Origin of the sequence: Thioclava sp. F1Mire-8 (genome assembly GCF_002213165.1) — a bacterium.
Lineage (GTDB): Bacteria > Pseudomonadota > Alphaproteobacteria > Rhodobacterales > Rhodobacteraceae > Thioclava > Thioclava nitratireducens.
Window position 1 is genome coordinate 362961 of the sequence record NZ_NBNY01000003.1, and the last position, 13630, is coordinate 376590.

Annotated in this window: 11 protein-coding genes; 7 read left to right on the forward strand and 4 right to left on the reverse strand. The window is 63.9% G+C overall.

The window, feature by feature from the left end; genetic code table 11:
• Window positions 1–5 precede the first annotated feature (5 nt).
• The gene (locus tag B6V75_RS13210; RefSeq protein WP_088719990.1) at window positions 6–1097 is read left to right on the forward strand and encodes an alpha/beta fold hydrolase; all 1092 of its coding nucleotides are present in this window, start codon (window positions 6–8) and stop codon (window positions 1095–1097) included.
• Here the strand turns inward: B6V75_RS13210 and B6V75_RS13215 are convergent.
• The 3 genes from B6V75_RS13215 to B6V75_RS13225 are packed head-to-tail and all read right to left on the reverse strand — an operon-like array spanning window position 1094 to window position 3233.
• Window positions 1094–1687 carry a Smr/MutS family protein gene (locus tag B6V75_RS13215; protein ID WP_088719991.1) on the reverse strand — a complete coding sequence of 198 codons (594 nt, stop codon included), beginning with the start codon at window positions 1685–1687 and terminating at the stop codon, window positions 1094–1096. The two genes, B6V75_RS13210 and B6V75_RS13215, sit on opposite strands and share 4 nt — an antisense overlap.
• Window positions 1684–2568, reverse strand: coding sequence for an MltA domain-containing protein (locus tag B6V75_RS13220; protein WP_240496964.1), 885 nt, complete (start codon window positions 2566–2568; stop codon window positions 1684–1686). The genes B6V75_RS13215 and B6V75_RS13220 overlap by 4 nt, the downstream gene beginning before the upstream one ends.
• A gap of 5 nt (window positions 2569–2573) precedes the next feature.
• Entirely contained in the window at window positions 2574–3233 is a 660-nt protein-coding gene (locus B6V75_RS13225) for a Tim44/TimA family putative adaptor protein (protein WP_088719992.1), read from the reverse strand.
• Window positions 3234–3351: 118 nt separating this feature from the next.
• Between B6V75_RS13225 and B6V75_RS13230 the strand changes: the two genes are divergently transcribed.
• The 5 genes from B6V75_RS13230 (at window position 3352) to B6V75_RS13250 (ending at window position 10632) form a co-directional block, all read left to right on the forward strand.
• Window positions 3352–3876, forward strand: a complete 525-nt coding sequence (locus B6V75_RS13230) for an FxsA family protein (protein WP_075776664.1) — start codon at window positions 3352–3354, stop codon at window positions 3874–3876.
• Between the two features lie 59 nt (window positions 3877–3935).
• Window positions 3936–4448 (forward strand): protein-export chaperone SecB, encoded by a 513-nt coding sequence (gene secB, locus B6V75_RS13235; protein WP_075776663.1) that lies wholly within the window; start codon window positions 3936–3938, stop codon window positions 4446–4448.
• Window positions 4449–4586: 138 nt separating this feature from the next.
• Entirely contained in the window at window positions 4587–5111 is a 525-nt protein-coding gene (locus B6V75_RS13240) for an NUDIX domain-containing protein (protein WP_075776662.1), read from the forward strand.
• 113 nt (window positions 5112–5224) lie between these two features.
• Window positions 5225–7018, forward strand: coding sequence for an autotransporter assembly complex family protein (locus B6V75_RS13245; RefSeq protein ID WP_088719993.1), 1794 nt, complete (start codon window positions 5225–5227; stop codon window positions 7016–7018).
• Complete coding sequence (locus B6V75_RS13250) at window positions 7018–10632, forward strand: translocation/assembly module TamB domain-containing protein (RefSeq protein WP_088719994.1); 3615 nt, start codon at window positions 7018–7020, stop codon at window positions 10630–10632. Before B6V75_RS13245 ends, B6V75_RS13250 begins: the two co-directional genes overlap by 1 nt.
• 50 nt (window positions 10633–10682) lie before the next feature.
• Here the strand turns inward: B6V75_RS13250 and B6V75_RS13255 are convergent, their stop codons facing one another.
• Window positions 10683–11561, reverse strand: coding sequence for a YihY/virulence factor BrkB family protein (locus B6V75_RS13255; RefSeq protein WP_075776660.1), 879 nt, complete (start codon window positions 11559–11561; stop codon window positions 10683–10685).
• Between the two features lie 317 nt (window positions 11562–11878).
• Between B6V75_RS13255 and B6V75_RS13260 the strand changes: the two genes are divergently transcribed.
• The gene (locus B6V75_RS13260) at window positions 11879–13621 is read left to right on the forward strand and encodes an alkaline phosphatase PhoX (protein WP_088719995.1); all 1743 of its coding nucleotides are present in this window, start codon (window positions 11879–11881) and stop codon (window positions 13619–13621) included.
• Window positions 13622–13630: the final 9 nt, after the last annotated feature.

A 13630-nucleotide genomic window follows, 5' to 3' on the forward strand; every position in this document is an offset into this window, starting at 1 on the left:
GGGCGATGGCGCGGTTTCTAATCATAATCTTGATGCTGAGCTTGGCCGCCTGCGCACCGCGCGGGCGGCTTGCCTATCTCGATCGCCCGGTCGCCGATGCGCGGTCTATTTTCGTGGGCTCGACACGGGCGCCTGACCTGCAGACCGGCAAGCCCTTCGGCACCGCGCGCAGTCAGCATCTGCGGCTCGCGCGGTTCGATGTCGCCACACCGCCGGATCGCAAGGTGGCCGAGATCGCCTATCCGATGACCGACACCTCGCCGGTCGACCCTGACAAGCAGTTCCTCGTCTCGCAATCCGAGATCGATATGCCTCGATCCGCCTTCCAGTCGGAGCTGCGCACGGCGCTGCGCAAACATGACGGACAGGCGGTGCTGTTCGTCCACGGTTTCAACAACTCCTTCGCCGAAGGCCTGTACCGGATGGCGCAGATGGGCGCGGATTTCGATCTGCCCGGCGTGATGGTGCATTACTCCTGGCCGTCGCGGGCGAATGTGCTGGGCTATGCCTACGACCGGGACTCGGTGCTCTTCGCGCGCGACGGGCTGGAGGAATTGATCGACGATCTGAACGCGGCGGGGGCGAAACGCATCCTGATCGTAGCGCATTCTCTGGGCTCGGAATTGGTGATGGAGGTGCTGCGTCAGGAGGCGATTGCGCATAAACAGGGTCGATTTTCGACGATTTCCGGGGTGGTCCTGATCTCGCCCGACATTGCGGTGGATGTGTTCAAGACGCAGGCCGACGCGATCGGCACGTTGCCGACGCCGTTCATAATCTTCACCTCCTCGAAGGACAGAGCGCTGCAGCTGTCGGCACGGCTGACGGGCAAGCGTGACCGGCTCGGCAATCTAGAAGATGTCTCCCGCATCGCACGCTACAGGGTGACGGTGATCAACGTCTCGGCCTTCAATACCGGGGACGGCCATTTCAACGTCGTCACGTCGCCCGCGTTGATCCGGCTGCTCGACAGCGCGCAGCAGGTGGCGCAGGTGCTCGAGGTGGAACAGCTGGGACGCACGGGGCTGGGCGATGCGGTGGTGCTGACGGTCGAGAACACGACGCAGATCATCCTCGCGCCGATCTCGGGCGGTTAGCGGATCCGGCGCAGATAGACGTAATAGGCGCCCGCGCCGCCATGTTTCAGATGCGCCTCGCTGATCTGCATGACAGCGGGCGCGAGCGGCATCATCCGCAACCAGTGCGGCACCTGATGGCGCAGAACCCCCACCCGCCGCGGGATCGGGCCGTCATCGTCGCCCCGCTTGCCCTTGCCCGTGATCACAAGCACCAGCCGCTTGCCGTGGCTTTGCGAATTCAGGATGAAGCGGATCAGTTCGGGATGCGCTTCGGCCAGAGTCAGCCCGTGCAGGTCGAGCACCCCTTCGGGTTTCAGCTTGCCGCGGGTCATCGCCTTATGCGCCTTGCGGTCCATCGTGACCGGTTGGCGCGCAAGATGCTCGCCCGGCTCCGGGGCCAGATCGTGACGGCTGGACGAAGGCTTTGCGTGCTGACCCAGCTCGAAGCTGCGTAGACCTTCGGCCTTCGGTTTCGGCTTGGGTTTGGGCGCAAGAAAAGACTCTAGTTCGGCTCGATCGACCTTTTTGGGGCGGTAATTCTCGGTGGTCGCCGCAACGCGATCCCAAAGCGCGCGCTCCTCGGGGCTGAGTTTGCGTTTGCGGCTCATGCGCGCCTCCGCAAGCCGATCATCCGGCCCTTGGTGTTGATCGCGCCTGCGATGCGCCCGGCATCCGCGCCGGTGCCGATGAAGAGATCACCGCGTCCCGCGCCCTTGATCGCAGAGCCCACATCCTGCGCCACCATCAACCGCTGCCCGAAGCCAGGGCAGTCGATCCAGACCGGGCTGCCCAGCGGCACGACCTCGGGGTCCACGGCGAGGCTGCGTCTTGCGCTCACCGGACGCCCCATCGCGCCCAGGGGGCCGGTATCACCCGGGATATCCAGCACCCGGAAGAACACGAAAGACGGATTGTGGTTCAGCAGCTCCTGCAACTGATCGGGGTTCTCGGCGGCCCAGCGTCGGATGAACTCGGGCGTCATCTCCTGGGCCGGGGCCGCGCCGCGCGCGATCAGCTCCTTGCCGATGGAGCGGTAGGGATGCCCGTTCTTGCCGTCGAAGCCGAGCCGCAGGCTGTCGCCATCCGCAAACCGCACCCGCAGCGAGCCTTGCACCTGCGCGAGATAGGCCTCGATCGGGCTCTCGAGCCAGACCAGCTCGCGCCCCGCCAGCAGATCGCCCGCGGCGATCTCGGCGCGGGTGTACCAAGGCGAATTAGACCCTATTTCAGCCGGTTTCGCATAAAGCGGCCAGGCGAAGCGGTCGGATTTCTCGCGCGCGCCGGGCAGTTCGGGTTCGTAATACCCAGTGAAATGGGCAGCGCCCTCTGGCGCTATTTCATAGGGGGCGAAATAGGTCTCGAAAGCGGCTCGGGCGTCGTCCAGCCCGGCGGTGTCCATCCCGTAGAGATCGGCCGTAACGCAAAACGCCGCCCAAGCGGCGGCGTGATCGTCCCGGGCCCAGCCGGGAATATCTTCGAAGGACAGCACTAGCCTCAGCCGCCCGTGGCGACGAGCTGCCAGTTCGGGTCTTTCGCACCCATCTTGCGCGCGAATGTCCAGATGTCGCGCTGCTTGCGCGGCGTCTTGGGATCGCCCTCGACGACCTCACCCGAGGCATCGCGCGCCACCGAAATGATTTCTGCGCCGAAGCGCACGGTCACCTCTGCCTCGTTCGTGGAATGGTCGAAATCGGCATTGCTCAGCACCAGTTCGCGCAGGCCGAGGAATTCTGCCTGAACGTCGAGGCCCTTCTCCTTGCGCGCTTCCACGGCACCTTCGAAGGCCTCGTAGACTTCGGGCGACAGGAAGGGGCGCACCTTTTCCAGATCGCCGGTCTCGAAGGCCATCAGGATCATCTCATAGGCGCCACGTGCGCCTTGCAGGAACTGCGACACCGAGAAGCTGGGCTCGACGCGCTTCATCGCGGCCAGCGCCACGGCGGAGGTCGAGCCTTCGGGAACATGATCGATGATGTCGTGATCAGGCCCGCCCTCGATCACGTCGAAGTCACGCTTCGGTGCGGGCGTCGCGGGCGTTTCCGGCGCGATCGGCTTTTCATAGCCTTCACGGGTCCCGAGCACGCTTTTCAGCTTGAAAATCAGGAAGATCGCAATCGCCGCGAGGACGATAAGCTGAATGACGGCACCGGACATCGAGACCCCTGTGTTTGGCTTCGTGTTTGTTTCTAGGTCAATCGCTACTTATGTAAGGCGTCAACCAGTTCAAGTCCACCGGCGCAGCTTGCCGGAAGACGCGATAAAAGAGGATGCCATGTGGATCTTTCTGGCCTTTGTGGCCGTGCCGCTGATCGAGATCGGTCTGTTCATTCAAGTGGGTGGGCTGATCGGCCTTTGGCCGACGCTGGGGATCGTGTTGCTGACCGCGATCGTCGGTACGTCGCTGGTGCGTCGGGAAGGCGCGCGGGCGCTCGACGATCTGCGCAGCTCGCTCAATGAATTGCGCGATCCTTCGCGGCCGCTGGCGCATGGTGCGATGATTCTCGTTGCCGGGGTGCTGCTGCTGACGCCGGGCTTCTTCACCGATACGGTCGGTATCCTGCTGCTGATCCCTGGCATTCGCGACGCGCTGATGAAGGCCGTGGGCAGCCGGGTGAAGGTGCAGCGCTTCGAGATGGGCGGCGCCTACCGGTCCAACCAGTACGACCCCCGCCGCGATGCGCCGCGCCGTCCGCGCGATCCGGAGATCCTCGACGCTGACGAGGTCGAGGAAATGACCCATCGCGACCACCCGAACGGCAAGCCCTCCGACGGGCCGTCCGGCTGGACGCGTCATTGAGAATTGAGGCTTCTCCCAGCCGGTGCTAAACCTCGCACAATTAATTTTGGGAGAGGTCGATGACTGACGAAGCAAATGGCGAGACCAACGGCGCCGCGGATCCGCAGCAAGAGCAACAAGGGCTCCGCATGAACATCCTCGCGCAATTTACGCGCGACCTGTCATTCGAGAACAATGTCGCCACCAAGGGCGTGCAAACCAGCGACATCCAGCCCGAGATGCAGGTGCAGGTTTCGCTCGACGCCAAGAAGCGCAGCGTCGAGAACCAGTACGAGGTGATCACCAAGTTCAAGATCACGGCGAACAACAAATCCGACGGGGCGACGCTTTACCTGCTCGAGCTTGATTACGGCGGCATTTTCCACGTCGAGGGCGTGCCGGAAGATCAGTTGCATCCCTTCCTGCTGATCGAATGCCCGCGCCAGCTGTTCCCCTTCGTGCGCCGGATCGTCTCGGACGTGACGCGCGATGGTGGCTTCCCGCCCTTCAACCTCGAGATCGTCGATTTCGTCGCGCTTTATCGCAACGAACTGGCGCGCCGTCAGCAGACCGAGGCGCCGACGACGGCCTGATCCGTCAAGCGGGCCCGGGGCGCGGCATCGTGCCTCAGGGACAAGCTGACGCCGTGACTCTGTCCGGTCACGGCTCCATTTTGCACTGCGTGACCCGCCTGCAAGCCGGGCGGGATCACCGGATGCAAAAGAGGACTCATGGGCCAGATTCAGGCATGGATCGGGGGCGCGCTCGCCCCCGTCGACGCGATGGACGCACATCGCGAGGGGCTCCGCCACCGGGCGGTCTCCATTTTTGTCATGGATGGCGAAAAGCTTCTTCTGCAGAAGCGCTCGACGCATTGCCTGCAAGCCCCCGGTCTCTGGTCGAATACCTGCTGCAGCCATCCCGATTGGGGGGAGCGCCCCGAAACCTGCGCGCGGCGGCGGCTGCGCGAGGAATTGGGCATCGATGGGCTCTATCCCGCTCATGCAGATCGTATCGAATACCGCATGGATATCGGCGACGGCCTGATCGAGCACGAGGTGACCGACATCTACATCGCCTATGCGCAGCGTGGCCTTACCGTGACCCCCGATCCAGAGCTTGTCTCGGAGACTCGCTGGCTAAGCCTTTACGATCTCGGTGCGGAGGTGAAACGCTATCCCGAGCGGTTCTCGCGCTGGCTGCGGTTCTACATGCAAGAACATGTCTCCCGCATTCTGCCCGCACTGATCTGCTGAGCGGCGGGGATTTCTGCCGATCACCTTCAGATGCTACGCGGAATTCCGCGCTTGCCCTAGCTTTCACTTCGCTTACCTGTAACTCTGCTTCCGATTGGGCGGGGGCATGAGTAATGGGACCGAAGACCATCCGAGTATTTCATCTGAGCGTGGCGGCGCTTGCGATCCTCGCGACCCCGGCACTCGCATATTCATTGAAGTTCAATACTCCCGGCGCATCCGACGATCTGCGCAACACGATCCAGGGCGCGTCGCTTCTGGCGCAATCCGCAGACGACAAGAGCAAGGACGCGCAGGACGTGCTTGCCGAGGCGCGGGCCGACTACAACCGTATCGTTTCGGCGCTGTTCGGCGAGGGGCGCTATTCCGGCACCGTGTCGATCAAGCTTGACGGGCGCGAGGCGGCCTCGATCCCGCCGCTCGATGCGCCTTCTACGGTGAACAACGTCGTCGTAACCGTGACGCCCGGCCCCGAATTCACCTTCTCGCGCGCCGATATCGCGCCGGTCGCGCCGAAAACCGATCTGCCCGAGGGCTACAAGGTCGGCAAGGTCGCGAAATCGGGCGTGATCGTCGATGCCGCGAGCGCCGCCACGACCGGCTGGCGCGATGCGGGTCACGCGAAGGCCGAAGTCTCCTATCAGAACATCGTCGCGGATCACCGTGCCAATCAGTTGGCCTCCGATGTGCGCCTGGCTCCGGGGCCGCTGGTAACCTTCGGCCGGCTCGAGACCTCCGGCAACAAGCGCCTGCGCACGAAACGCCTGCGCGAGATAGCGGGCTTCCCCAAGGGCGAGGTCTATGATCCGAAGAAGCTCGATCAGGTCCAGTCGCGGCTGCAGCGCACCGGGATTTTCTCCTCTGTCGCGATTACCGAGGCGAAGACGCTCAACCCCGATGACAGTCTCGACGTGAATCTCGCCGTGGTCGAGCAGAAGAAGCGCAAGATCGGCCTCGGCGCGGAACTCAGCTCCAGCGACGGGCTCGGCCTCAACGGCTACTGGCTGCATCGAAACCTCTTCGGCGGCGGCGAGCGCTTTCGCGTGGATGCGGGCATTTCGGGCATCGGCGGCGCGACGGGCGGCACGGATTACTCGATCGGCGCGCGGATCGACCGCCCGGCCACCTTCAACCCGGAAACCAGCGCCTACATCACCACCGAGATCAGCCAGAAGAACGAAGAGGATTACACCGAGAACGCCTTCGATATCGGCTTCGGTCTGACACGGATATTCAACGACAAGCTGACTGGCGACGTCTCGATCAATTACGGCTGGTCCAAGGTGACCGACGATTCCGGCGAGACCTATTTCCGGCAGGTCTATCTGCCGACAAAACTCACCTGGGACGATCGCGACAACGCGCTCGACCCGACCAAAGGCTATTACATTCAGGCCGGGGTGACGCCTTTCGTGGGGATCGGCGGCGATACCGGCACCGGGGCACAGGTCACGGGCGATCTGCGCGCCTATAAGGGCTTCGGGCAGAACGATCGCTTCGTGTTGGCGGGCCGCGTGCAACTGGGCGGCGTCTACGGCTCGAACCTCGAAAACACCCCGCGCGACTACCTTTTCTACTCGGGCGGCGGCGGCACCGTGCGCGGCCAGCCCTACCAGTCGCTCGGCGTTGAAGTGCTCGAAGGCGGTACGCTGAAAACCGGCGGCACCGAATTCGTGGGTTTCCAGGGTGAAGCGCGCATCGGCATCACCGACAAGATTGGCGCGGTCGCCTTCTATGACTACGGCTATGTCGCAGGCGGCGGGCAATCGGGCTCGCAGGCAGGCGCAGGTCTCGGCCTGCGCTACAAGACGGGCATCGGCCCGATCCGTCTCGACGTCGGCTTCCCGGTCTCGGGCGGCACCGGATCGGGGGCGCAACTCTATATCGGTATTGGGCAGGCCTTCTGATGAAACGTTTCGCCATCCTTCTCGCTTTCTGCCTGACGCCTCTGATGGCTGCGGCGCAGGACAACTCGCCGCAAGCTGCGGACGGGGCAGGGGCCGCGACAGAACAGCAGACGCAGCGCGACCGCTCTTACCTGACGGGGCTGATCGAGGATAACCTCTCGGGCGCGGGGCGCACCGTGCGGCTCGACGGGTTTTCGGGCGCGTTGAGTTCGCGCGCGACCTTCGATCAGTTGACGATTTCCGACAAGGATGGCGCATGGATCACGATCAAGGATGGCGCGATCCAATGGAACCGCTCGGCGCTGCTGACCGGCAAGATCGAGATCGATGAGCTCTCCGCCGCCGAGATCGACCTGCCACGCCTGCCGACATCCCAGAGCAGTTCGACCGCCCCCAGCCCGGAGGCCAAGCCCTTCCAGCTTCCCGACCTCCCGGTCTCGGTGAAGATCGGCAAGATCGACGCGCAGAAGGTGATCCTCGGCGAGCCGATTCTCGGGCAGGAGGCGACGGTGAAAGTCACCGGGTCGATGTCGCTCGCAGGCGGCGAAGGCAAGGCGAAGCTCGATATCACCCGGATCGACACCAAGAAGGGCAAGTTCTCCCTCACCGCGTCTTACGACAACGGCACCCGCGATCTAGGCCTCGATCTGCTGGTGGATGAGGGCAAGAACGGCATCATCGTCCAGAAGATCGGCCTGCCGGGCAATCCGGCGATGACGCTTGCAGTGTCCGGAAGCGGGCCGCTCGACGATTTCACCTCCGACATCGTGCTGAGCACCGATGGCCAGCAGCGTCTGGCGGGGCAGGTCTCCATAGGCAGCAAAACGCCCGACGGCGCTCCGGCGGGCAGTCCGCCGGTCACGACATTCTCCGTCGCGCTGGGCGGCGATATCCGCCCGCTTCTGCCACCCGATTACCACGAGTTCTTCGGCAACGAGGTTGCGCTGGTCGCGGATGGCACCCGCACGGCTTCGGGGCAGACCACCCTCAACACGCTCGATCTTAAATCGCGCGCGCTGCAGCTGAACGGCTCGGCGCAGATCGGCGCGACCAACATGCCGGTGAAATTCGACCTGAAGGCTGACCTCGGACTGGGCAACGGGCAGGAAGTGCTGCTTCCGATCTCGGGGCCGAAAACCTACGTGCAATCGGGCAAGCTGGACCTCGGCTATGACAAGGCAGAGGGCGACGGCTGGAAACTCTCGGGCCGCCTGAACCAGCTGCGCCGCGAAGATGGCACAAAGATGCTGACCGCGAATCTCTCGGGCTCGGGCCGTATCCGGCAGGCCTCGCCACCCTCGGTCGGTGGCACGGTTCTGCTGGGAATCAACGGGCTGGAGCTTTCCGACCCGAAGCTGAGCGCGGCGGCCGGCAGCGCCGTAACCCTGCGCACCGTGTTCTCGTGGCAGCAGGACAAGCCTCTGCGCTTGTCGCAACTGGCGCTGAAAGGCACCGGTTACAGCCTGAATTCGAACCTGACGATCGACAATATCAGCGAAGGTATCACCGTCGAGGGCGCGGCGCAGATCGACCATTCCAACCTCGCGATGCTGTCCGATCTGGCGGGGCGCAAGCTCGGCGGTTCGGCGCGGATGACGGTCGCGGGGAAATACACCGTCCTCAGCGGCGCCTTCGACGCCAATCTCAACCTCGTCGGTCAGGACGTCTCGATCGACCAGCCGCAGGCGGATCGTGCGCTGGCGGGTCGGTCGGAGATCGCGATCTCGGCCAAGCGCGACGAGACCGGGGTGACGCTGGATTCGCTTAACGTGCAGACGCGGGCGGGCACGCTTCAGGCGCAGGGCACGCTGGCGAGCCAGGATGGCAAGCTGACCGCCACGCTCGACACCAACGATCTTTCGGTGCTGGGCGGCGGCTATCGCGGCGCGCTGGCGGCCGATGCGACGGTGACGCTGAACGGAGAGCGCTACGGGGTGAAGCTGAAGGGCACCGGCAAATCCCTCGCGATCGGGCAGCCCGAGGCCGACAAGCTTCTGGCCGGCACCACCAATCTCGACCTGCAGGCGAGCTACGCCAACGGCGCGGTCGAGGTGCAAAGCCTCAAACTGAGCAACCCGCAGCTCGACGTCTCGGCGAAAGGGACGGCGGGCGAGAGGTCGCGCAAGATCGACCTGAACGCACGTCTGGCGAATGCGGCCCTGTTCGCGCCGGGCTTTCCGGGGCCGGTGACGGTGTCGGGCACGGTGGTCGATGACGGCAGCGGCTATCAGCTGAACCTTTCGGGCACCGGCCCGGGTGGCACCGATGCGAAAGTCTCCGGCCGCGTGGCGTCGAATTTCGGCGATGCCGATCTTTCGATAACTGGACAGGCACAGACCGCGCTCGCCAACAGCTTCATCGAGCCGCGCTCGGTGCAGGGCCCGCTCAGCTTCGATCTGCGGCTGAACGGCAAGCCGGGGCTGTCGGCGCTGTCGGGCACGGTCTCGGCGAATGGCACGAAGGTCGTTGCACCGAACCTCGGGATGGTGCTGGAAGATGTGAATACCCAGGTGCAGCTGTCGAACGGCGCCGCGCAGCTCGGTTTGACCGGGCGGCTCGGCACGGGCGGGCAGATCACGGTCAACGGGCCGATCAACCTGTCGGCGCCCTACAACGGCAACCTGACGATCCGTTTCGACCGCGCGCGGTTGAAGGATCCGGAGCTTTACGACACGCGCGCTTCGGGCACGATCACGATGGACGGGCCGCTTGCGGGCGGTGCGAAGATCGCCGGGCGCATCACGCTGAGCGATACCGAATTGCGGGTGCCGTCTTCGGGCGTCGGCGGCGGCGCCTCGGTCCCCGCCGGGATCGAGCATGTCGGCGAAAGCGGCGCGGTGCGCCAGACGCTCAAGCGCGCCAACCTGCTGAACAACGGCCAGAGCGATGCGAGCGGCGGCGCCAAGGCTTCGGGCCCGTCCTATCCGCTCGACGTCACCATCGCCTCGGAGCGCGGCATCTTCGTGCGCGGCCGCGGTCTGGATGCGGAACTTGGCGGCTCGCTGCGGGTCTCGGGCACCACGTCGAACGTGATCCCGATCGGGCAGTTCTCGCTCGTGCGCGGACGGCTCGACATTCTCGGGCAACGCTTCACGCTCGATCAGGGCCGGATCGCGCTGCAGGGCGCGCTGGTGCCCTATATCGACTTCACCGCGACCACGACGCAGAACGACTACACGATCTCGATCAACATTCAGGGACAGGCGAACGAGCCGAAGGTGACCTTCACCTCCTCTCCGGAGCTGCCGCAGGACGAGGTTCTGGCACGGCTTATCTTCGGACGCTCGATCGACAATCTCTCGCCTCTGCAGGCGGCGCAGCTGGCCTCGGCGGTCGCGACGCTCGCCGGCAAGGGTGGCGAGGGGATCATCGGCAAGCTGCGGAAGAATTTCGGGCTGGACGATTTCGACGTCTCGACCGATGCGCAGGGCAATACCCAGCTCAAGGTCGGGAAATACCTGTCGGACAATATCTATACCGATGTCACGGTGGGCGGCGACGGCTCCTCGCAGATCAACCTGAATCTCGATGTCACCAAAAGCCTCACCGCGCGCGGCACCGTCGGCTCCGACGGCAAGAGCGGGATCGGCCTCTATTTCGAGAAGAACTACTGAGCGATAAGTTTCGCTTCATTTCCGCCCCGGGAAATAAGTGAAACCCATGACTACTCGCCCCCGGGCTCGGCGTCGCCTTCGATCGCGTCGCGCAATTTTTCCTGCGTGCGGCGCTTGCGGAAGGCGGCGAGTTCGGCGTTCAGCGCAGCCCCCATCAGCACCGAAAAAGCGCTCAGATAGAGCCAGATGAGCAAGGCGATCACCGCCCCGATCGAGCCGTAGATCTTGTTGTAATTGCCGAAATTCGACAGGTAGAAGGTCAGCCCGATCGAACTCAGCCCCCAGAGCGCCGTTGCCAACACCGCGCCGAGCGTCAGGATCGGATCGCGCTTGCCCACCGTATTGGGACCGTAGCGATAGAGGATGCCAAGCGCTGTGAGCATCAGCAAAAGCATCGCCGCCCAGGGCAAGCCCGAGAGCAGGATCTTTGAATATTCGTGGAACGGCAGGAAATTGATGACGATGGGCACGACGACGACCGTTGCCATCGCGGCCAGCATCACGCCGACAAGCGCGATCGTCATCAGGTAGCCCATGATGAAGCTCCAGATCGTCGCGCGGGGCCGCGTGCCGTGGATCACGTTGAGCGAAAGCACCAAAGCCGCGACGCCCGCGCGGGCGGAGAACAGGGTCACGGCGGCCGAGAGCACGACGCCCAATCCGATTGATGCACGCGGCCCGATCAGCCAACTCTGGATCTGCTCGTTGAGCAGCCCATAGGCTTCGGGCGGTATGAAATCGTCGGCCACGTTTAGGTAGGTGCGGATTACCGTCGGATCGGCAAAGGCGCTCCACAATGCGATCGTTGCGGAGATGCCGGGGAAGATCGCGAGCATGGAATAAAAGGCGACCCCCGCCGAGACGAGGGTGATATTCGACTCGAATAGCCGCCCGAACAGGCTGACCGCGAATTTCGCCGTTTCTCTCACGCGCCACTCCTCGTTTCACCCACCATCGCGCAAGCCCCGCGTGATCGCAACGCGCGGCCCGCGCTTTGCTGAAAGCTGTTGCGCCACAGGCGCTTGGCGTCGGGCGGGCGGGGCATGCCTAGGGCGAGGGGGAGGCGAAATGCGGAAAACAGGGTGGAATAGGGTCTGTTTTGGAGCAGGGGCCGCCGGTGCTGCTGGCGCCCCGCGCGCCCCCGGCGAATGGCGGCGCGCCCGTTCACGCAAACGCGACATTGTCACAAAAGGGAATCACTTCGCCGTTAGGAGCGTCGTGAACGCAACTAGCCAAGGGATCAGCCATGTCGCTTCGCACCACCCTCCTCCAAGCCACCGCAATTGCCGTGCTGCCGCTCGCGGCGCATGCCGGCGATATCTCCTTCTCGTCCGTTCCTTTCGCCACGGACGACGCGGCCAAGCGTGAGGCGATCGCCTCCGACACGGTCACCGTCAACGGCAAGGACTACAAGATCGGTTATCACGTGATGGCGCGCTCGGGCGACAAGATCGGTGACAACACCTTCGCGCTGCTGACCGACAAGGACGGCAAGCCGGTCAAGTCGGCCGACGGCTCCGAGCACATCTCCGAATCCGCCGATTTCACCTCGCTCATCCGTCAGGGCGACAAGCTCTACTCGGTGACGCATTTCGAGTCGCGCCCCGGTGCGATGTATCTCAGCGAAGTCAGCCAGGATGCCGATGGCAACCTGAAGCTGGTCTCCACCAAGCCGATCGACTTCTCTGAATATCACGGTCTCTGGGTGCCCTGCGCGGGTTCGGTGACGCCGTGGGAGACGCATCTGGGTTCGGAAGAATACCCGGCCGATGCACGCGCGATCGAAGCGGCGACCTCGCTCGACGAAATCGACGACTACGATTTCCCGATGGTGCGCTATGCGGGCGTGAACCCCGAGGGCATGTCGCTCGAGCAGTTCCGCGACGCCTACAAGCCCTATCGCTACGGCTATCCGACCGAGATCACCGTCTCGGAAGACGGGTCGGCCAAGGCCGACAAGCATTTCGCAATGGGCCGCGTGGCTGTCGAGCTGGCCTATGTCATGCCCGACCAGAAAACCGCCTACATCTCGGATGACGGCACCAATGTCGGCCTGTTCCGCTTTGAAGCCGACAAGGCAGGCGACCTGAGCGCCGGTACGCTCTACGCGGCCAAGTGGAACCAGACCTCGGATCAGGATGGCGGCGCTGCCGATCTGGAATGGGTCGATCTGGGCCATGCCGACGATGCGACGATCCAGAAGGCGATCGAAGCCGGCACCCGGTTCTCGGACCTCTTCGAGACCGCCGAAATCGGTGATGACGGCTCCTGCCCGGCGGGCTTCTCGGCCGCGAACGCCGAAGGCAATGCCGAGTGCCTGAAGGTCAAGGACGGTATGGATGCGATCGCCTCGCGTCTGGAAACCCGTCGCTACGCCTCGATGAAGGGTGCCACGACCGAGTTCCGGAAGATGGAAGGCATCACCTACGACTCCGACAAGCACCAGATGTACCTCTCGATGTCCTCGGTCGAGAAAGGCATGGAAGATGGCGCCAAGCAGGACATGGGCGGGATGAACGCGATCCGCCTGCCGCAGAACAAGTGCGGCACGGTCTACGCGCTGTCGCTCGACGACAACTACGACGCGACGAAAATCTCGGGCTTCATCTCGGGCATGCCGAAGAAGACCGAGAACAACAGCTGCGATATCGACGGCATCGCGAACCCGGACAACATCACCTACATGCCGGGCTACAACACGCTGATCATCGGTGAGGACACCGGCTCGGGCCACCAGAACGACGTGATCTGGGCAATGAACACCGACACCAAGGAGCTTACCCGCATCCTGTCGACGCCCTACGGTTCGGAAACCACCTCCACCTACTGGTACCCGAACGTCAACGGCCACGGCTACCTGATGGCGGTGATCCAGCACCCCTACGGCGAGAGCGACGAAGACAAGCTGACCGACCCGGCGCAGGCGCGTGCCTATGTGGGTTACGTCGGCCCGTTCCCGCAAATGGATGACACCGTGAAGACCCAGTAACGGGCGCTC

Coding starts and splice junctions, on each gene's coding strand:
- B6V75_RS13210 (WP_088719990.1), top strand. CDS start 6: ATGGCGCGGTTTCTAATCATAATCTTGATGCTGAGCTTGGCCGCCTGC.
- B6V75_RS13215 (WP_088719991.1), bottom strand. CDS start 1,687: ATGAGCCGCAAACGCAAACTCAGCCCCGAGGAGCGCGCGCTTTGGGAT.
- B6V75_RS13225 (WP_088719992.1), bottom strand. CDS start 3,233: ATGTCCGGTGCCGTCATTCAGCTTATCGTCCTCGCGGCGATTGCGATC.
- B6V75_RS13230 (WP_075776664.1), top strand. CDS start 3,352: ATGTGGATCTTTCTGGCCTTTGTGGCCGTGCCGCTGATCGAGATCGGT.
- secB (WP_075776663.1), top strand. CDS start 3,936: ATGACTGACGAAGCAAATGGCGAGACCAACGGCGCCGCGGATCCGCAG.
- B6V75_RS13240 (WP_075776662.1), top strand. CDS start 4,587: ATGGGCCAGATTCAGGCATGGATCGGGGGCGCGCTCGCCCCCGTCGAC.
- B6V75_RS13245 (WP_088719993.1), top strand. CDS start 5,225: ATGGGACCGAAGACCATCCGAGTATTTCATCTGAGCGTGGCGGCGCTT.
- B6V75_RS13250 (WP_088719994.1), top strand. CDS start 7,018: ATGAAACGTTTCGCCATCCTTCTCGCTTTCTGCCTGACGCCTCTGATG.
- B6V75_RS13260 (WP_088719995.1), top strand. CDS start 11,879: ATGTCGCTTCGCACCACCCTCCTCCAAGCCACCGCAATTGCCGTGCTG.